Source organism: Amphibacillus sp. MSJ-3 (assembly GCF_018919165.1).
GTDB lineage: Bacteria > Bacillota > Bacilli > Bacillales > Amphibacillaceae > Amphibacillus.
Genome location: NZ_JAHLQM010000031.1, coordinates 1 through 20741, shown reverse-complemented (window position 1 = coordinate 20741; position 20741 = coordinate 1). Strand labels below are relative to the sequence as shown.

At 35.6% G+C, this 20741-nt stretch carries 18 protein-coding genes; 3 read left to right on the top strand and 15 right to left on the bottom strand.

Annotated features, from left to right (window positions below):
* Positions 1-315 precede the first annotated feature (315 nt).
* The 10 genes from spoVE to mraZ form a co-directional block, all read right to left on the bottom strand.
* Positions 316-1413 carry a stage V sporulation protein E gene (gene spoVE, locus KQI76_RS09565; RefSeq protein WP_216400088.1) on the bottom strand — a complete coding sequence of 366 codons (1098 nt, stop codon included), beginning with the start codon at positions 1411-1413 and terminating at the stop codon, positions 316-318.
* A 52-nt stretch (positions 1414-1465) separates the two neighbouring features.
* Complete coding sequence (murD, locus tag KQI76_RS09560; RefSeq protein ID WP_216400087.1) at positions 1466-2812, bottom strand: UDP-N-acetylmuramoyl-L-alanine--D-glutamate ligase; 1347 nt, start codon at positions 2810-2812, stop codon at positions 1466-1468.
* Positions 2813-3796 carry a phospho-N-acetylmuramoyl-pentapeptide-transferase gene (gene mraY / locus KQI76_RS09555; RefSeq protein WP_216400086.1) on the bottom strand — a complete coding sequence of 328 codons (984 nt, stop codon included), beginning with the start codon at positions 3794-3796 and terminating at the stop codon, positions 2813-2815.
* Between the two features lie 67 nt (positions 3797-3863).
* Entirely contained in the window at positions 3864-5207 is a 1344-nt protein-coding gene (locus tag KQI76_RS09550) for a UDP-N-acetylmuramoyl-tripeptide--D-alanyl-D-alanine ligase (protein WP_216400085.1), read from the bottom strand.
* A 15-nt stretch (positions 5208-5222) separates the two neighbouring features.
* The gene (locus tag KQI76_RS09545; RefSeq protein WP_216400084.1) at positions 5223-6707 is read right to left on the bottom strand and encodes a UDP-N-acetylmuramoyl-L-alanyl-D-glutamate--2,6-diaminopimelate ligase; all 1485 of its coding nucleotides are present in this window, start codon (positions 6705-6707) and stop codon (positions 5223-5225) included.
* A gap of 326 nt (positions 6708-7033) precedes the next feature.
* Positions 7034-8953, bottom strand: a complete 1920-nt coding sequence (locus KQI76_RS09540; protein WP_216400083.1) for a stage V sporulation protein D — start codon at positions 8951-8953, stop codon at positions 7034-7036.
* Between the two features lie 102 nt (positions 8954-9055).
* Complete coding sequence (locus KQI76_RS09535) at positions 9056-11200, bottom strand: penicillin-binding transpeptidase domain-containing protein (protein ID WP_216400082.1); 2145 nt, start codon at positions 11198-11200, stop codon at positions 9056-9058.
* A gap of 19 nt (positions 11201-11219) precedes the next feature.
* On the bottom strand, positions 11220-11603 hold the full coding sequence (gene ftsL, locus KQI76_RS09530; protein WP_216400081.1) for a cell division protein FtsL: 384 nt from the start codon (positions 11601-11603) through the stop codon (positions 11220-11222).
* Complete coding sequence (gene rsmH / locus KQI76_RS09525) at positions 11600-12577, bottom strand: 16S rRNA (cytosine(1402)-N(4))-methyltransferase RsmH (protein ID WP_216400080.1); 978 nt, start codon at positions 12575-12577, stop codon at positions 11600-11602. Before rsmH ends, ftsL begins: the two co-directional genes overlap by 4 nt.
* 21 nt (positions 12578-12598) lie before the next feature.
* Positions 12599-13030, bottom strand: a complete 432-nt coding sequence (gene mraZ, locus KQI76_RS09520) for a division/cell wall cluster transcriptional repressor MraZ (protein ID WP_216400079.1) — start codon at positions 13028-13030, stop codon at positions 12599-12601.
* A 747-nt stretch (positions 13031-13777) separates the two neighbouring features.
* Between mraZ and KQI76_RS09515 the strand changes: the two genes are divergently transcribed.
* Positions 13778-14038 carry a hypothetical protein gene (locus KQI76_RS09515; protein ID WP_216400078.1) on the top strand — a complete coding sequence of 87 codons (261 nt, stop codon included), beginning with the start codon at positions 13778-13780 and terminating at the stop codon, positions 14036-14038.
* 267 nt (positions 14039-14305) lie between these two features.
* Here KQI76_RS09515 and KQI76_RS09510 read toward each other — a convergent pair whose 3' ends face one another.
* From KQI76_RS09510 to KQI76_RS09495, 4 genes are all read right to left on the bottom strand, one after another.
* On the bottom strand, positions 14306-14680 hold the full coding sequence (locus KQI76_RS09510) for a DUF3397 family protein (protein WP_216400077.1): 375 nt from the start codon (positions 14678-14680) through the stop codon (positions 14306-14308).
* A 176-nt stretch (positions 14681-14856) separates the two neighbouring features.
* Positions 14857-15321, bottom strand: a complete 465-nt coding sequence (locus KQI76_RS09505) for an RsfA family transcriptional regulator (protein ID WP_216400076.1) — start codon at positions 15319-15321, stop codon at positions 14857-14859.
* Positions 15322-15694: 373 nt separating this feature from the next.
* A complete protein-coding gene (gene rpmF / locus KQI76_RS09500) occupies positions 15695-15868 on the bottom strand; it encodes a 50S ribosomal protein L32 (protein WP_216400075.1) in 174 nt (57 codons plus the stop codon).
* 92 nt (positions 15869-15960) lie between these two features.
* A complete protein-coding gene (locus tag KQI76_RS09495) occupies positions 15961-16482 on the bottom strand; it encodes a YceD family protein (RefSeq protein ID WP_216400074.1) in 522 nt (173 codons plus the stop codon).
* A gap of 141 nt (positions 16483-16623) precedes the next feature.
* Between KQI76_RS09495 and KQI76_RS09490 the strand changes: the two genes are divergently transcribed.
* Positions 16624-17844 carry a nucleotidyltransferase gene (locus tag KQI76_RS09490; RefSeq protein WP_216400073.1) on the top strand — a complete coding sequence of 407 codons (1221 nt, stop codon included), beginning with the start codon at positions 16624-16626 and terminating at the stop codon, positions 17842-17844.
* Between the two features lie 108 nt (positions 17845-17952).
* Here the strand turns inward: KQI76_RS09490 and KQI76_RS09485 are convergent, their stop codons facing one another.
* Positions 17953-18957, bottom strand: a complete 1005-nt coding sequence (locus KQI76_RS09485) for a SepM family pheromone-processing serine protease (protein ID WP_216400072.1) — start codon at positions 18955-18957, stop codon at positions 17953-17955.
* A 192-nt stretch (positions 18958-19149) separates the two neighbouring features.
* Between KQI76_RS09485 and ylbJ the strand changes: the two genes are divergently transcribed.
* Positions 19150-20355, top strand: a complete 1206-nt coding sequence (gene ylbJ / locus KQI76_RS09480) for a sporulation integral membrane protein YlbJ (protein ID WP_216400071.1) — start codon at positions 19150-19152, stop codon at positions 20353-20355.
* Positions 20356-20741: the final 386 nt, after the last annotated feature.

The following is a 20741-nucleotide window of genomic DNA, read 5'->3' as shown; positions in this document are numbered from 1 at the left end:
TCTTTATAAAGTAAAACTTCAACCAGTGGGGGTCTTACTGACAGTTACACTGTGGAAAATTCAGACAAAAATAAACACGCTTCAAAGTAGCTCATGCTTACTTTAAAGCGTGTTTGACTTTTGATTTATCGTCGATTAATTGACTAGAGGATTAAAGTGATTGAAGGTTCACCTGATTGTTAACTAAATTCCTACCAACATTAGCAAAAAAAGGCTGGGATTTCTCCTAACTCAGTTATCCCTTTTTATACTGAGTAGATTAAAGAATTTCATAATTAATCAACTACGATCGATTAAACTTGAGTCAGATCAAAATTAATAATGACAGTATCGACTAATATTTAATACAATTCCCATTGCCGCCAAAGTCAATGTCAGTGATGAACCACCATAACTCAAAAATGGTAATGTTATTCCCGTTACCGGAATCAAACCGATCACAACACTAATATTTATCAACACTTGTAAACTAATTTGAATCACAATTCCAATCGCCAATAGTGAACCAAATTTATCAGGTGCATTTAAACCGATTTGTACCCCTTTCCACAATAAGTAGAAAAACAAACTGAGAATTATTGTTGCTCCAATAAATCCCAACTCCTCGGCAATAATCGAAAAAATAAAATCATTATGAGGTTCAGGTAAATAAAAATACTTTTGGAGGCTTTTCCCAAACCCTAATCCAAATAAACCTCCTGGACCAATTGCATATAGCGACTGAATGATCTGGAAACCATTTCCTAATGGATCATCCCAAGGATTAATAAATGCTGTAATCCGATTAATTCGATAAGGGGCGGAGATAATTAAACCCGTTAATCCAACAATTCCTAAAAGGGCTAAGAAAATAAAATGCTTTATTTTTGCACCTGAAATAAATAATAAAATAAAACACGAACTAACTAGTATAACACCAGTTCCCAGATCCGGCTGTAGCATAATTAAAGCAAAACAAAAAAAGATTAACAGTAGTAATGGTCCAAAACCTTTTTTTAAAGAAGTGATATCTTTCTGTCTTTCTGCTACCCGATCAGCTAAAAATATTAATAAGGCAAGCTTAATAAATTCGGCGGGTTGAATACTAAAAGCTCCTACGCCTATCCAACTTCTTGCTCCACCTCGCACCAGGCCAATTCCAGGAATTAGTACCAAGATCAAAAGAAAGATACATCCTAATAATATATGCTTTGAATAAATACGCCAGTTGTGGTATGGAATTCGACTGACTCCATGCATGGCGATTAATCCTACAACTGCAAACAAAAATTGACGTTTACCAAAATAAAAAGCATCGTCAAATTTATAACTCGTCCAAATACTCGAAGCACTATAGACCATTAGAATTCCAATGACCACTAGTATGTAAATGGCGATCATTAGCTTCCAGTCTGTACTACCTTCCTTCTTCATACACTCACTTCCTAACCCTAAACAGTTAACTTAAGGTAACTGCATGTCCTTATTAAAGTGTATGCACAAGGTTAATAAACATGTCGCCCCGCTCTTCAAATGTTCGATATTGATCCCAACTCGCACAAGCTGGTGATAAAAGAATGACATCGCCCGGGTCTGATGCTTGATAAGCAGCTTTAACCATTTCTTCAAGGGTTTCTCCTTGTTCGATTATTTCAATATCAGCCTTTTTACCTGACTCAGCCAATTTAGTTGCCGTTTCACCATAGAGGAACATTCCCTTAACATTTGTTAAGTATGGGATTAGGCCATCAAAATTACCGCCTCGATCAAGCCCACCTGCAATGAGTAAAGTCGGCTGATTAAAAGCAGTCAAGGCCTTTGAACTCGCTAAAACATTTGTTGCTTTTGCATCATTATAAAATAAACGGCCTTGTTTTTCTAAAATAAATTGTAAACGATGCTTAACACCAACAAAGCTGCTTAAGGTTTGTTCGATTCCTTTATCATTTGCACCACTTAAAATTGCGGTTGCCACACTCGCTAAAATATTTTCTAAATTATGCAATCCAACTAACCGAATTTTTTCAAGATTGATAATGCGGTGACTACCAAAATAAATGGCTTCTTCATCAACCCACGCACCATCTATTTCTTTTTGTATTCGACTAAAAGGTACCTTTTTAGCATATGATGGTTCGACGAGCTTAACCACTCGTGGATCATCAGCATTGTAGACAAGAAAATCATCCTTAGTTAGGCTTTCAAATATTTTTGCTTTTGCACTTTGATATGCATTGAAATCTCCATGATAATCTAAATGAGACTCAAATAAGTTTAATAAAACAGCGATCTTAGGTTGGAATTGATCAATTCCCATTAGCTGAAAGGATGACAATTCTAACACAAGCTTCTCATCTGACCTTAATTGTTCTGCTACTTCAACCGCTACTTCACCAATGTTTCCTGCTATTTTGGCCTTTTGACCACTGGCATTTAAAATTTGATGAACAAGCATGGTTGTTGTTGTTTTTCCATTAGATCCAGTTATACCAATCACTGGTTGATCAATCAGATAATGCAATAGTTCAATCTCAGTCCAAACAGGAATACCTCTCTTAATCGCATGCTCTACAATAATATTCTGATAAGGAATCCCTGGATTCTTAATAACTAATTCCACTTGATCTAACAAAGATAGGGGGTGCTCACCGAGAACAAATTGAACACCCTTATTTTTTAAATCAATTATTTTTTGATCCGTTTCTTTTGCTTTCAAATCATTGACAATGACATTAATCTCATTCCGCACCAGCACTTGACATGTTGCGGTACCGCTTTTAGCCATTCCTAGCACTAAAACGCGTTTAAATGGAAAGTTTTTTAATTTATTCACTTATAGCCACACCTCTAAATATAGGCCTAGTATAGCAAGTATGAAACCCGCAATCCAAAATGTCATCACAACTTGCCACTCTGACCATCCTTTTAACTCAAAATGGTGATGTAATGGACTCATAAGAAACACTCTTTTTCCCCGTGTTTTGAATGAAATGACTTGAATCATGACAGATAGAGTTTCCATTACAAAAACACCACCAATAATAACGAGCAAAATTTCTAATTGTAATATAATTGCAATTGCGGCTAGCGCACCACCCAAAGCTAATGACCCTGTGTCACCCATAAATACTTTTGCTGGATGAGCATTAAACATAAGAAAGCCGAGGAGAGCACCTACAATTGCAATTGAAAAAAATGCAACCTCTAATTGTGGAACAGCTGACCATGCCAATATACCAAATGCACCAAATGCAATAACAGCATTACCTGAGACAAGCCCATCTAGACCATCAGTTAAATTAACGGCATTTGAAGTACCTACAATCATGAAAATAATTAACAGTGGATATAGCCATCCCAATTCTAACTCAAATGAAGTACCTGGAATAGCTAATGCAGTTGAAATTTCTTGCGTTCGTAATATTAAATAAAAAATAACCGCAATCGCTATTTGACCAATCAATTTTTGTTTTGATGTTAAACCTAGATTTCTTTTTAAGACGACTTTAATAAAGTCATCAATGAAACCAAGTAAACCATAACCGATGAAAACAAGTAAAATTAAACCTGTATGAATTGTGAAAATATTACCAGTTACCTTATGAATCATAAATAAAGCGGTAATGACAGCACTCAATATAATCACAATTCCACCCATGGTTGGTGTACCTGTTTTTTTCATATGGGATTTTGGACCCTCTTCACGAATGCTTTGCCCAAATTTTAGTCTTTTTAAAATTGGTATAAAGATCGGTGAAGCAAGGACGGTAATTAAAAATGCAATCCCTATTGTTATTAATAAAAAATACTCATTCATAATAAATTTCCTCCTAAATTAACCTGTTCCCGTCCAAACTACTTGTTCTGTACAAACTAAACATAGATTACATTAACAAGGCATGGATTACTTGTTCTAACTTCATTCCTCTTGAAGCTTTAAATAAAATGACTGTACCTGCTTTTTGTTTTTTTCTTAACAGTTGAATTAATTCGTCTTTCGTTTCGCAATGTATCGACTTGACTGTCGTTGATTGACTAATGTGTTTTGCTTTTTCACCAATTGTATATACATAATCAATCGATTCAGGTATGTATTTTCCTACTTCTTGATGATAACAAATTGATTTCGGGCCCAATTCTAACATATCTCCTAAGACGAGAATTTTTTCACGATAATTATTCAGATCAACAAAAGTGTCAATTGTAACTTTCATTGAAGTTGGTGAAGCATTATAGGCATCATTAATTATACAAACCCCATCTTTTCCTGCAAGTTTTTCAAAACGCATTTGTGTCGTTTCAATATTTGTTAACCCTAGCTGGATTTGATCAATTGATAAACCAAGTTGTTTACCAACAACGATACTATAGGTAGCATTCTTCGCTTGATGTTTACCCAAAAGAGGGATTGAAATTGATTCTTTTCTGTCATTAACTTTGAATTCGGTGGCCTGATTTAAAATATGACAATCATGAATATAATAATCATTTGTTTGACTAAAGCCAATCGAAATTGATTTAAAAGGATAGTTCTTTTGTAATAATGGCTCATCACCATCATAGATTAAAAGACCGTCGGCGTTCATATTTGAAACTACCTCTAACTTTGCCTTAGCGATTCCTGCTCTTGAACCAAGATGTTCAATATGAGATTCACCAATATTCGTAATCACAGCTATATTAGGCTCAGCGATTTGTGATAATTGTTTAATCTCACCGAAATCACTCATACCCATTTCTAGGATAAGCACTTCAGTTGTTAATGGCATTGATAAAATCGTTAATGGCAAACCAATATGATTATTAAAGTTTCCCTTTGTACAATGTGTTTGGAAGCCTTGGCGACAAACACTATAAAGAAGGTCCTTTGTTGTTGTTTTTCCATTTGAACCAGTAACTGCAATCACGATCGGCTGAATAGATTCTCGATAAGCTTTAGCAAGTTCCTGTAAACCAATCAAAGTATCCTTAACTCGAATGAGCGGAAAAGAAGGGTCAACTGAATCAGGTCTTGGATAGTCTTCTTGCCATAAAGCTGCTTTGGCACCTTTCTGAATCGCTTGTTTCAGGAAATCATGCCCATCAAAGCTGTCGCCAATTAAGGGAATAAAAAGTTTGCTTGATAGGTCTTCACGCGTATCGGTACCCACACCAGTTATCTGGTATGATTCCGACCATTCACCATCTATCTTGTGAGATAGCTTTTTTATTATTGCTGGAGATAACATACTTTTAACATCCTTTCACGTTTCTGAACAAGTTTTATTATCTATCGCTTGTTGAGCAACTTGATAGTCATCAAACGGAAACTTTTCGTTACCAATTATTTGGGTTGTTTCATGACCTTTGCCGGCGATTAAAACAATATCATTTTTATTAGCTAATTGAATTGCTTGATGAATAGCTTTTGCTCGATTGACCTCGATAAAATAGCGATCTGTTGTCATTCCCTCTTCCATATCTGCAATAATTGCTAACGGATCTTCAGAACGTGGGTTATCTGATGTAAGTATCGTACAATCTGCATATTTCTCACCTATTTCAGCCATAAGAGGACGCTTGCTACGATCACGATCACCACCACATCCTACAACTAAGTAAACCTTTCCTTGAGCAAAAGAACGAATCGTTGTTAAAACATTTTCCAATGAATCAGGTGTATGGGCAAAATCGATAATAACACCAAAGTCATGCGTTCCTTTTACCGCTTCAAATCGCCCACGAACACCTTTTGACTGTTCAAGTGCACTTTTAATGTTAGTTAAGGGAACCCCAGATAAGTTAGCTGCAGCAATAGCAGCAAGCATATTGTAAACATTAAACTTGCCTATTAGCGGTGTAGTTATTTCAAGTTGATCATCCATTGTTTGTAGAATGAAACTTGTTCCGTTAGCTGTTAATTTAATATTCTTCGCAAGAAAATCAGCTTCATGATTAATTCCATACGTTACAACACGCTGACTTGTCGCTTGTTCAAAATGTGAGTAATAAACATCATCACGATTGATAATTGCATATTTAGGTTGTTTCGAGTCATACTTATTTCCTAGTTGATGAAACAAGCGTGTTTTTGCCTTTAAATAATCATCCATTGTTTGGTGAAAATCTAAATGATCTTGGCTTAAATTAGTATAAATAGCCATGTCAAAGTCACAGCCATTCACTCGTCCTAATTCAAGAGCGTGGGAGGATACCTCCATCATACAATGATCAATTTCCTGATCAACCATTTGCTTGAAACTCTTTTGTAAAAATGATGCTTCTGGTGTTGTATTAGCAATTGGGTATACTTGATCAGCTATTTTCATTTGAATCGTTCCAATGAGCGCTGTTTTATCCTGATTAAATCTGAATATTTCATCTAATAAATAAGTAATCGAAGTTTTTCCATTTGTACCGGTTACCCCAATTAGATGTAGTTTGTTTGATGGGAAATCATAAAAGTAATTAGCTAAAAAACTCAGTGCTTGATTTGTATCCTTTACATAAAGAATGGGGAGATCATCACGATTGATATCTTTTTCAGCTAAAATTGCTACCGCTCCATTCTCAATGGCCTGATCAACAAAATCATGTCCATCAACGGTATAACCGCTTATACAAATAAACAAATCTCCTGGTTTAACTTTCCGTGAATCAACTTGTAGTCCTGTAATCTTTGGGTTTTGTTTAAATAATGATTTGTTCGTTAACAGTAAGTATTTAGCAATATCATTTAAATTTTTCATTATAATCCCTACTTTTCAGTCTTTTTTCCGTTAGAGCGTCTTACCAATTTCCCTAGCGTAAAATAATATATCAATTTCTCTATAAACGAAATGAAATCATGATCACTACATCGCGTTACTTCCCTTGTATGCTTAAAGCAAGGGCTTTACAGTCAATTAATTTGCTTGAAATTTAGCTATTCAAAGTCGATGTTTAGCTTTTTTTATCCTATAGTGTAATGAAAAGTCGACACCCGATTGAGTGTCGAACACAGAATTTGTGATTGAAGACACAGTTAACATTATAACAAATAAATGTTAAACTGGCACGACTAATCACGACTATTTTACTCACCAAATAATAAACGTATCGTCTCTCCCATCGGCACTTTTGTACCAGGCGCTGGCGCCTGTTCGATTATCTTACTTCCCGTACCAACTGACTCGATCGAAAGTTGAGTTAGATAACCTAATAAATCTTGTTCAGATAAACCAATTAAATCTGGTACTTCAACTAATGGTTGCTCTGGCCAACGATATTCTTTCTCTAACCCATCACTTCTCTTTTCTACGTCCATAGCCTGCAAACTATCTTCAATGATATTCCCAACAACTGGCGCAGCAACTACACCACCGAATTGAACAGTATTCTTTGGATTGTCCACCGCTAGGTAAACGACAATTTCCGGATCATCCGATGGTGCGAAACCAATAAATGAAACGATATGATTATTAGCTAAATATCTACCATCAGACCCTACCTTTTGAGCAGTACCTGTTTTCCCACCAACACGATAGCCCTCAACAAAAGCACCTCTACCTGTTCCTTGGGCAACAACACTCTCTAGGGATGATCTTACAAGTGATGATGTTTCTTCAGAAATAACTTGCTTTTTTGCTTCTGGTTTATTTTGTTCGATCACTTGCTCCGTTATTGGGTCAATCCAACTATCAACAATATAAGGTTGATATAAAACCCCGCCATTCACCGCAGCCGAAACAGCCATTACTTGTTGAATCGGCGTTACAGAAACACCCTGGCCAAATGATGTTGTTCCTAATTCAACCGGTCCAACTTGTTCACGATTAAATAAAATCCCGCTTGCTTCACCAGCAAGATCGATATTTGTTTTCTTGCCAAAGCCGAAAGCTTCAATATAGTCAAATAATCTGTCCGTTCCTAGACGCTGACCTAGTGAAACAAATCCGGGGTTGCATGAATGTTGGGCAACTTCCAAGTATGTTTGGTCTCCATGTCCACCATGTTTCCAACAACGAAGTTTAGCGCCACCAACTTCAATATAACCTTTATCATAATAATGGTCCTTTTCTAAATCGACAACTTCCTCTTCAAGTGCTGCGGCTAAGGTGATGATCTTAAAGGTCGATCCTGGTTCATACGTACTCCAGATTGGATAATTGCGATTATAAATTTCAGGATCAACCTTTTGATAAGTAGCTGGATCGAAGGTTGGTCGTGATGACATTGCAAGAATCGCCCCACTATTGGGGTCAACTGCAATTGCCCATGCACCATCCGGTTGATATGTTGCTTCTACAATATCAAGTTCCCGCTCAACAATCGTTTGAACCTCCAAGTCAATTGTAAGTTTTAAATCATTACCATCAATTGGTTCCTGATAAGTATCTGATAGGTCTGGCAGTCTCCTCCCCTTTGCATCTGAAAAAAAGGATAATCGACCTGCAGTTCCACTTAATTGTTCATTATGAAATAACTCCAAACCGACCAAACCTTGATTATCAATCCCACTAAACCCTAATACATGAGCGAGTAGAGTATCATGAGGATAATAGCGTTTCGAATCCTCAGCTAAATAAATACCTGCCATGTCTAATTCTTGTATAGCTAGGGCCTGTTGATCTGATAATTTCCTTCCTTCACTGAATCGAACAATGCTTGTATCCTGTTCCAAATAACCTAAAATAAGCTCTTGATCGACTTCTAGTATTTCTGCTAAAGCAAAAGCAGTTTCAGCTTTATTCTCTATTTGGCGTGGGACAAACATAACTGTCGGTGCAGAAATATTATCAACTAGAATTTGATCATTTTTATCTAGGATTTTCCCACGCTCTGCTTCATATTTAATATCCCTAGTCCAAGACATTTCTGCTTGCTCAGTAAGTGAAGGGCCTTTAATAAATTGAACATACATTAATCGAATCAAGACAATGACTAACATCAATATGGCTAATAAAAAAACAGCGACTATTCTTTTTCTTATTGTCATATGAGATACATGTTTCATTATTTAACGCCTCGCTTTTCAAATAATGATTAATTGTATCTAATATATGACAAGCTATTTTGAATAGTACACTGTTTAATATCTGATTTAAAAATCTTACTTTTATTCTGTTGAGAATTCAGTCAATAAGTATTGTCCTTCTTCAATCAATTCATTTGGTTCAATACTTTGATTGGTAACATAGCCTGAACCTATTACTTCGAGATCTAACCCTATTAAATGTGCAAATTCAGTTACACTTCTTATTGACCACCCCGATAAATCAGGCATTCTTGGTTGATCTGTAACTAATATTAACTTTTGTGTTGACAGCACAGTAGTTCCTGGATCCATATTCGCTGCTACGATTTGCTCACCATCCCCAATAAGAATAGGATCAAAATCATTATCAGCTAATTGTGAGATAACTGTTTCTTTTGAATCATTCTCCCAATCTGGCATTTCCATTTGATGAACAGTTTCTTTTTGTTCTTTATCTGGTTGAATATTTAAATAGTGTAAGCCGTTCTCCATGACGTGCTTGAAAATAAATGAAACAGGTGCTGAACCAGACTCATTATCTGATAATTTGGGTTGTTTAACTGTAATATACATTATTAACTCTGGATCATCACTTGGAGCCATACCTAAAAATGAAAAAATATAGTTTTCATGTCCTTCTAAATATCCAGATGTTCCACCTGAGATTTGGGCAGTCCCCGTTTTTCCTGCTACTGTATAAGAATCTAGATTATAGATGTTTTTTGCCGTTCCAACATCTGATGTTACCACAGATTCCATTGCTTGGAGCACTTGGTCTGCTGTCTCTTTTGAAATAGGTTCTCCAACAACTTCTGGTTCTTTTTCTTCAATAACTTCACCTGTGTTTGAATCGAAAACTTTTTTTATCACATATGGTTTCATCATCTTCCCGTCATTTGCTAAAGCCGTTGCCGCCTTAACAATTTGAATCGGCGTCATTGTCGACCCTTGCCCAAAGGAAGTAGTTAATTGTTCTACCGGATAACGATATAATAAAGTTCCAGCTTGTTCCCTAGGTAAATCAATTTCTGTTGGTTGATCAAAATGAAAAGCTTTTAAATAATCTAAGTAACGATCAGTCCCCAGCTTTTCCCAAACAAGTTTTGACATTGCAACATTAGAAGAGCGTTGGAAACCTTCTTCATAAGTAATATTACCCCAACTTTTATTGTAGTCTGTTATCGGTCTATCAATTTGATCAATACTATATGAGCCAGACTTATAAGTTTCTTTTGGATTATATACGCCTTCCTCAATTGCAGCAGCAAGGGTAAAAGCCTTGACAGTTGATCCCGGCTCTATTGGAGTTGATACGACATCATTGTACCAATTCTCTACATCTTCTAAGTCATTCGGATTATAGCTTGGTCGGCTACTCATCGCCAATATTTCACCTGTTTTCGGATCAGCCACCGTAGCTGTTATTCGCTCAGGCTGATATTTTTCCTCAACTTGGGTCATCGCATCTTCTAAAATAGTTTGGATTTTTTGATCAAGAGTTAAAACAACATCCAGACCATCTTTTGCTTCTACAATAACCTCATCCGAATTCATTAACTTCGTGTTAAATTTATCTCGTTGAAAAGATATCGACCCTTTTTCGCCCCTCAATAAATCATCAAGTTGTGCCTCAATGCCGGTAATTCCAGTGATTACATGATCATCGTTGCTCTGTGCTAAACCAATTAATTGTGATGCAAACAATCCATTCGGATAATATCTTTGCGCTTCTTCAATAAAGTGGACACCAGGCAGTTCTAACTCTTCTATCTCATTCTTTTGTTCTCTTGTAAGCTGGTTACCATTTTTACCAAACTCAACTTGGAATTGGCCTTTTTCAATACCGGAATTTAAAATTGAATAAACCTCATTTTGTTCCATATTTATAATCGGAGCTAACTTTTCAGCAGTTGTTTCTAAATCCGCAACATGGTTTAAACGCATTTGAGGATTTGGTGAAAAACTTTCATCTACAATAGCATAGAGTCGATATGTTGTAATATCTTGGGCAAGCTTCATCCCATTTCGATCATATACATAGCCACGTCTTGCGGGAATTTCACTATAATTCGTTCTTTGGCGATTTGCCCATTCCTGCAAATCTACACCCTGAACTTCCCCCGACACTTGAATAAAGATAAGCCGTCCGGATAATATGAAGAAAAAAGATGCAAAAACTCCAAATAACAAATTGATTTTCCACTTTCCTTTTTTGTTATTTTTCATCTTCCATGCACCCTCACTATTACTCGACAATTTGTCTTGCTTGTTTCACTTGTGTATTTTGAATATCTAAGCCATTTTCTTTTGCAATCTTTAAAATCCGTTCAGGATTACTGTACTCCATGACTTGATGTTTTAGATTTTCATTAATTGTTTGTTGTTCAGAAACTTCTCTTTCTAACTTTTGTAAGTCGCGATTCAATGAATCAATATTGGCACTATATGAAACCATAAATGCCAAGGCTAACGAAAGACAGACGCCAAATAGACAGACCAAAATCTTTTCACCAGGGGTAATTCCTCTAGACTTTATCTTAATTAGCTTCTTGGGTTGCTGATATTGCTCGGTGTGTCTTGATCTTTGCGGAATTGATGTTTGATAGTTTCTCGCTTCACTTAAGCTCATATTTTATGCCACCCTTCTTGATAAAAAAATTGTTCGTCCCATAATTTAACTTTCTCTACAATTCTTAATTTTGCTGATCGCGCTCGTCGGTTTTTTTCAAGTTCTTCGGCAGTTGCAACAATTGGTTTTTTTGTTATTAATTTAAACGGAGGTTGATTCGCCTCCGGAATAACAGGAAAATTTCTTGGCAGTGGTGGAACTGTACTCCATTTTTTAAAAGCTTGTTTACAAAGACGATCTTCTAGTGAATGAAATGTTATAACAGCGATCCTACCACCTATCGCTACCTTTTCAGCCGCTTGGTGTAAGCCATCATAAAAGGCGTTAAGTTCATCGTTGACAGCAATACGAATTGCTTGAAAGACTCTTTTAGCTGGGTGACCACCCTTTCGTCTTGCGGCGGCTGGAATTGCCTCTTTAATAAGCTCTACCAACTCATAGGTTGTCTCTATTGGCTTACTACTTCGTTTCGCCTCTATTTTTCGGGCAATTTGTTTAGCATACTTTTCTTCACCGTATTTAAAAAAGATTTCAACAAGTTCCCGATAACTCCATTCATTAACAACTTGATAAGCTGATATAACTTGCGATTGATCCATTCTCATATCAAGTGGTGCATCATATTGATAGCTAAAACCACGATCCGCATGATCTAATTGCGGGGAGGAAACACCTAGGTCAAATAGAAAACCATCAACATGGTCGATCCCATTTTCATCTAAAACTTGTTTAACATGTCTAAAATTCGAATGAATAAATAATATTTTTTCTTGATATGCTGACAACCTATCTTTAGCTGCTGCAATAGCATGTTCATCTTGATCAAATGCAATGAGTCGTCCACTCGTTAATCGTTTAGCGATTTGTTCTGAGTGGCCACCAGCACCTAACGTTCCATCAACATATATCCCTTTCGCTTGAATATTCAAGCCATTAATTGACTCATCACGTAAAACGCTATCGTGCTCAAACATGTGATCACCTTCTTTATTAAATTAAAAATCAATTTCCATCATATTTTCAGTTATTTCTGTAAATGTTGATTCTGACTCATCAATATAGTCCGTCCAAATTTCATCAGACCAGATTTCAACCCGATTTGAGACACCAATTACAGCGCATGCCTTCTCAATTTGGGCGTACTTTCTAAGCGGTGCTGGTAGATTAATCCTACCTTGCTTATCGATCTCGCATTCAGTTGCACCAGAGAAAAAAAAGCGGGTAAAGGCACGAGCATCTTTTTTAGTGAGTGGGAGCTTTTTAATCTTCTCTTCAAGGATGTGCCATTCTGTAAGTGGATATACAAATAAACATTGATCTAGTCCTCGAGTCACAACAAAAGATTCACCAAGCGCATCACGAAATTTTGCCGGCATAATCATCCGACCTTTTTCATCTATATTATGTTTGTATTCACCCATAAACATAATAATCGCCCACCTTTTTTTATAGTTTACCACATTCCCCCACTTCTCACCACACTTTTTTGGATATTCTTTTGTAAATCTGTAAAATAGTACATATGTTCGTATTTATATGACAAAAAAACTAGCTATTTAGCTAGTTTTCTTTATCAATTTAGGATTTTTTATTTATAAATATCCTATCGATTAGGTAAACAAACCCATTCTATTCGTACGATAAAAAAAGACTTCGCTCAAAAGGCCTAAAGTTGAGTTGTGGGATCTTTAAATGGCAAAGAATATCTACTTACAGAAGCGATTTCAAGATTTTCATTTAATAAGATACAAAAATCCACAATATTCCTGTTTTTAAATATAATAGGTAAATTTTTTGTCGAAATGAAGCGTTTTTACTAGTATAAAAACAACAAATTTTGTATTTTTTCATTAATTAAACTCATCAATTGGAATTTAATGTATATTACCTTTGATATCAAAATATTTTTTAAAAAAGCCTGTAGAAATTGAAGATTAGCATTTTAAAATTGCTAAAACCCCCAGGATTTAATTGAGGCCACGGAAAAAGTAAAAAAGCGACTTGGATCTGTAAGGTCAGATCTAGGTTGCTTTTTTTGTTGTACAATATGACTTAAAGCCTAATTCAAGTTTAGTCATTAAAACTCAAACAACTTACCTAGTAGGATGCACAGTTGATTTTCACTCAAGGCGGTCGCTTTCCGCGGGTCTAATTGGCATGGAGTTACAAGAGCCATGACTATTTTTACAGTGAATATAAAAGGAAGATTGAAGTTGATGGCGGTGAATCTGAGAAAGTTAATCACCAGAAGCAACAATCCAATAATAGAAGAAAGAAAAAATCCAACAAAAAATGGTTTCAAGCAAATTTTAATGCTTGAAACCATTTTTTTGGTTAGTTTTGTCCCAACCTCTTATTTTTTGTATAGCCATTATGATCTACCGAAATATCCGAAGATTTTTAGTGGCCTCGATTTAATTCCTGGAGGGTTTTAGCCATTATGGAATATACATTTAAACTTCTTCTTAAACAGGGATACTCTATTAATTAAGATAACCTTAACAATTCTATCCGACCAAGTGTAACCGTTCTAGGCTAAAATCAGAGCTAAATTGATCTATCACCTTGTTGGGATCTTACAGTCAGTTGAACCAATCGGACTGCTACTGTCAGTTGATCTCCCATTTATACTTCTTAATTTCCCTCGAATACTTAAAATGGGAGTCTTACTGACAGTTGCACTGCGATATAAGGGCTTAGCTTTATATTTGCAAATAGATTGATACCAATACTAATGTCATATTTGCTATGAAAAAAATTAAAAATAGAAATCGAAAGTATAATTGCCAAACACGTCTAATCCTAATATCACTAATTAGCTTCCATTGAATAATTATAAAAAGTAAAAAACCAACTAGTAAAAAAATACTTAACGGACCTAGCATATTAATATTAAATGTTTCATAGACGATAAAGATGGTCGAAACGACATACAGTATGGCCGTATACTCCATACTTTTGTGAATAGCTTTTTTTTGATTCGTAACAAAAAAGTGTATGATGTAATACATAATCAGAGTCATGACAATTGGAAAGGTAACTGAAAATGCGATTAGATAAGCTAAGATTTGTGACATTATATCTCCCACATTCTGATTTTATTAAACAATTACTTTAGTCTTAAAGATCATATACTATATTAATAACCCCCGCAAAAATTATCAAGTTATTTTCGTAATTAATCCATTAATTAAATGCTCTTTTTTATTCAATGAACTGGGTGATCATGTTTTAACTGCTTATCTTTTAACGATCAATGGATGTCATCAATTAATTTTTTTATATTTTTTATTAATGTTTCATAGACGGCAAGTTCTTGATGTAGTCGTTCATTTTCCAAAAGTAATCGGCGGTTTAACTGTTGATCACTTTTGCTGGAATCAACGGTCGATTCTTTTTTTAACTTCTCTAACCAATGAATCGCTTGATCTAGTGTCGATTTTGATTCATTCAATTGAATCGATTGGCTTTGTTGGTCACTCCCATCATATTGGAATTGTTTACGGGCTTGCTTCGCTGCTTCTATCGCTTTCGTATAACGCTTTCGAATCGTAGCATTCCATCTGAAACCACAAGCAGCAGGTGTACGATTTAATTGATCTGCCACATATTTAAAACTTTCTAATTGTGTATGTCCTTTTTTTATATAGTCAATCACCGTATCTGCTAGTAATTGATCTTCTTCTTTTGTCCAAGCATCTTGTCTATTTGCTTTCATTTTCTTCCGCTCCTTATTCCTATTTGCTTTATCTATATGCAGGAGAAATAAATGATAGAATAGCATCTTACTAAAAAGTGATGCTGAGATAAAGTGAATCTTCATTCAGTGAGGCAGAAAGCCCCACCGAGTGTTAGATAAACGAATCAGGCATTTGCTTTCTGGTGAACCTCAGTATAAGCCGATGGATTTCCTCTATGTTTACAGTGGAGCTTACAATCAATTAATATGCAATAAAGTTATCAGTAAAAATAAAAAAAGAGGGTTCTATTTACAAACATTGTAAATAGAACCCTCTTTTTAAATGACTTCAGGTGACTTATGTTCCAATCTCGCTTTTGGACAAAGCTACCGTCTCTTTTGATCATAAATATTATAACTCAACAACCTCTTTACCATCGTAATGACCACATGCTTTACATACACGGTGAGAAATTGTGAGCTCTCCACAGTTTGAACATTCAACCATGCCTGGCACCGTTAATTTTTTATGGGTACGTCTTTGATTTTTAACTTTTTTAGATGTTCTTCTTTTTGGGACTGCCATGCCTTACACCTCCTTCACTTCCAAAACGAAAATCTCACCAGATAAAGGAATGGAAGTGATTAAAATTCATTAATTAAAAATTCACTTTATCTTTATTGATTTTCATTTTTCTTATCATTTAGTAGTGACTGTAATTTCGCAAAGCGAGGATCAATCTCTTTAGTCTTTTCTTCTTCTGAAATAACGGACCAACCTTCACCAGCTGAAAGAGCATTTTTTTCAAGTTCTTCTTTATCTGCAAAAACTCGAAATGGAATCTCTAATAGTACATTTTCCTTGATAAATGGTTCCAAGTCAAGAACTTCACCCTCGATCGGATTAATTTCTATGTCCTCTTCTTCGTTAAGATAAGGGTCATCCGAAAAGAGTTCAACAACTTCAATTTCAAAAGGATAAGGTACATCAACAAGTGACCGGGCACATGGTAAGATCATAACACCAGAAATGTTAAGTTGACAATGAATAAAGTTGTCTCTTACCGAAGCCTCGCATTTGACAGAAACTTCACCTATTTCTCGAATATCATTATTCAACGTTTCGAGTTCGGAAAGATCAACTGATCCTTCAACTGTTAATACATCCGATTGAAGAATTTTTCGAATCGGAATTTTCATTACTATCACCTCGAAAGCACAAAGTTTATTTTAAAAGGTATCTAGCTATTTGTCAAGATAATTTCTTTACAGTAGCGAAATAACTTATTCTACCTAATCTAGATCAATATGTTACAATAATGAAGAACAGGAGTGATTATCGTGAAAGCAGTTGGTTTAATCGTTGAATACAACCCCCTCCACAACGGACACCTTCATCATATCGAACAAGCTCGGGTAAAGTCAAATGCAGAGGTCGTTATTGCTGTAATGAGTGGAAACTTCCTACAACGTGGTGAGCCTGCTATTGTAGATAAATTTACTCGCGCAAAAATGGCCGTCAAACAAAATGTTGACATTGTGATTGAACTTCCCATTGTTTACACAATTCAACATAGTGATATCTTTGCCTTTGCAGCGATTCAAATTTTAAATAAATTTCAAGTGACGGATATAATCTTCGGTAGTGAGCATGGTGACATACAAGCTTTTAATCTAATTTGGCAAGAAATCAATTGTAACAAACAAAAATATCAAGCCGTTTTAACGGAGCAACTAAAACAAGGAAATAACTATCCACAAGCAAATAAAGTTGCGATTGAAGCTGTTTGTTCATCTTCACCTATTGATTTACATAAACCAAACAACATCTTAGGATTTAGCTATTTAAAAGCTCAAAAAAAAATAAATCCTAAAATTAAGCTTGATACAATCAAGCGTGTTCAAGCAGATTATCATCAAACCCAAGTATCACAGCCTATTTCAAGCGCAACAAGTATCAGAAATCAGCTTGAGCAATTTCGTATGATTAATAGTTACAAAGAACTTTCCATGCCTTTAACAAGTTATTCTTTATTAGGGGATTATCAAGATATATCAGGTGTCTTTCATAGGTGGGAACTATACTATCCATTTTTAAAATATCGCATACTTAGTGATTCGATTGAACAATTACGACTCATTAATGGAATGACTGAAGGACTTGAATATCGGTTAAAAGCAAAGATCGTTGAATCGAAATCATTTGCTGAATTTATTGAAAAGGTCCAAACAAAACGTTATACAAAAACGCGTTTACAACGACTATTCATTCATATCCTCTTACAACTAACCAAACAGCAAGTGAACGATCAATTAAAACAAATTGATCAAATCAATGCATTCCGTTTGTTAGCTATGACAAATCAAGGACAAGGATACTTGAATCAACTAAAAAAGAAGACAGATCTTAAAATGATAACGCAATTAAAAAAGAACTTATCTGATAGGTTTGTCATTGATGAAAAAGCCTCATTAATCTATTACCTGCCTCTGAACCCTGAAAGCCAACTTTTTCTAAGAAAACAGGAATTCAGTCCTCCATTCATAATGTCTAAAGACTAATCACAAAATGAAAAATCACCCAGTGGGGTTATCAGCCCTCACTGGGTGTCTTATAGTCGATTAATTCATGCTATTAAGTCACTGTATCTTTCTAATTGAAAATCTTCCTTATTGTAAATATTCTAGTGCATCTTGAAAACTATCGACTGGAACAATCTCCATATCTGAACCAATTGCTTCAGCTGTCTCTTTCGCTACTTGGTAATTAGAATCTTCACTACCATGTTCAAAAGGAACAAAGAAGATATCACAGCCTTCACGATCAGCAGCAATGACCTTTTTGTCTACCCCACCAATTCGATAAACATTACCTTCATAATCAATCTCACCTGTTCCAGCAATATCTAGCCCCTTGGTTAAATCATCATCTATCAGTTGATCATAAATTTCAAGGGTTAAAATTAACCCTGCACTAGGTCCTCCAATATCACCACTTGAAAACTCTACAGATCTGTCTACATTAACCTTTCGATTTGTTACCAACTGAATACCTATCCCATGCTGATCAGGTTGATTTGGAAAAGGAACCAATTCAATTGTCGTTTCAATTTGCTCCCCATCACGGTCAACAACAAAGGTTAGCTCATCTCCCACCTGATACTTATCTACAATTTCAATCAAATGATCAGCATCTTTCACCTTTGTATTTTCGACTTCGATGATCTTATCTGCTGCTTGTAATACTTTTTCAGCAGGCATACCTTCCAAGACAGAAACCACATAAACACCCTCATATTGGATATCAATTTCCTCATTTGCTTCTTGATAGGCAACAACAGTCGCCGCCTCTTGTGAACTCTCCATTAATTGTAGTTGTGCCTCCATGTAATCTTCTCGATCATATCCCTCCGGAAATACCTCTTCTAAAGGATGAATATCTTGATATCGTGAAAGGCTAGCAATCAACAAAGATAATGGTGTTGCTTGACCACCTCTAACCGTAACAAGATAGAGATTGCCCTCGCTTTCCGTTCCCGACTCAACATGAACAACTGGAGTGAGTGGATCAGCTGTTCCCGGACTATATATATAATAAGGTAAGGGTAAATATGAAAAAATGAAGATAAAAATAATAAATAATAAATATAACCCAACTTTTTTATATTGACGCAATGCAAATGACTCCTTTCTAAATCTTAAATTGAAAGATCTTTAACATTTATTTCATTTATATTTATAGCATAATCTCATCATTAACATGCGTATAGTAGTAGAGGTTTGATGATTAACACTAGTCATATTTTACTCTTTTTTTCATTCAATGTATAGTCAGTTGCTGTTCAAATTAATGAAGGAGTGATCTTTTTGAAGGCACGATTAAAGTCCCTCTTACTAGCGGCTTGCGCCTTGCTATTAGCTATTTGCCTCCTGATTATGCCCAATGAAACATTATCAGCAAGCAAAAGAGGATTGGATATTTGGACAAGCTCTGTCTTCCCTTCTTTATTACCTTTTTTCGTAATGGGGGAAATTTTAATTGGTTTTGGAGTTGTTCACTTTATTGGCGTTCTCTTTGAACCCATTATGAAGCCCATTTTTAATGTTCCCGGAGTTGGTAGTTTTATTTGGGCAATGGGAATGGCAAGTGGTTACCCAGCAGGGGCTAAATTTACAGCGAGAATGAGGCAAGAAGGACAACTCAATAAAGTCCAAGCAGAACGTCTTATCGCTTTTACCAATGCTTCTAATCCATTATTTATTATCGCGGTGGTGTCGGTAAGTTTTCTCAAGGCTCCTAGACTTGGTTTGTTATTAGTGATTGCTCATTATGGGAGTAACTTGATTGTTGGTTTATTTATGCGTTTTTATAAAATAGAAGCTCAATCACAGGTTCGAAGCACATCCAACAAAAACATTTGGCGAAGAGCATTTGAGACATTACATCAGACTCGGATCGAACAAAATAAACCCTTTGGTAAATTATTTGGCGATGCTGTTATTCACTCTGTACAGACCTTATTGATGATTGGTGGTTTCATCATGTTTTTTTCTGTTTTCTCAAGTATATTAATTGAAACAGGTATTTTAGTCGGGATTAGTCGTATATTTGAAGTGATTTTTCGCCTATTTAATCTCTCACCATCATTGGCTCTTCCCTTTTCTACAGGCATATTTGAAATCACGCTTGGGATCCAACAAATTGCAAATTATTCGGATGAAGTTTTAAAGATTAAAGCCGTATTGGTTAGTGTATTGTTAGCCTTTAATGGTTTAAGCGTCCATGCGCAGGTTGCAAGTCTTTTAGCCGATACAGATATAAGCTACTTTCCTTATTTTATTGGAAGATTACTACAGGGTGTTTTTTCTGCATGCATTGTTTTGCTCTTCTATCCGCTTATTCTAACAAGCAATAAAGCTCCAATAGGACAGGCTGTTCCAGTTCTCGGTCCACTGTCAAACCAGTTATGGGATATGATTATGCATATGATCAATCAATACGGGGTCATGATTTCTTTAACTACACTATGGATTAGTTTTTTTATTTTTAGCTACCGCGCCCTTAAACAATAACTTTACTTACACACCTATCGATCAACAAGGGATCAAAAAGAAATAGGTGTGTAAGCCTTAACCATCATGTATGCAAACAATTGATTGTTTAAGGTGTTCGATGCTCTATGAAAATAACCAAAGCTACAGTGTGCTATAGTGCTTGTAGCTGTTTCATATAGGCTTTAACATAAATCTTAAATATGAAAAAAACCTCAAGATTGGTATAAGGGATTAAGCAAAATGAGACTACTATTTAAAAAGATGTCTACAACTATGATAGCGAATAATCGAGTAGAGTGAACGAATCGTGATTTGATTCGTTCGACCCTCTCACACCACCGTACGTACGGATCCGTATACGGCGGTTCAATAATTTGAGTGTACAAACTGGTATTTCTCGGATA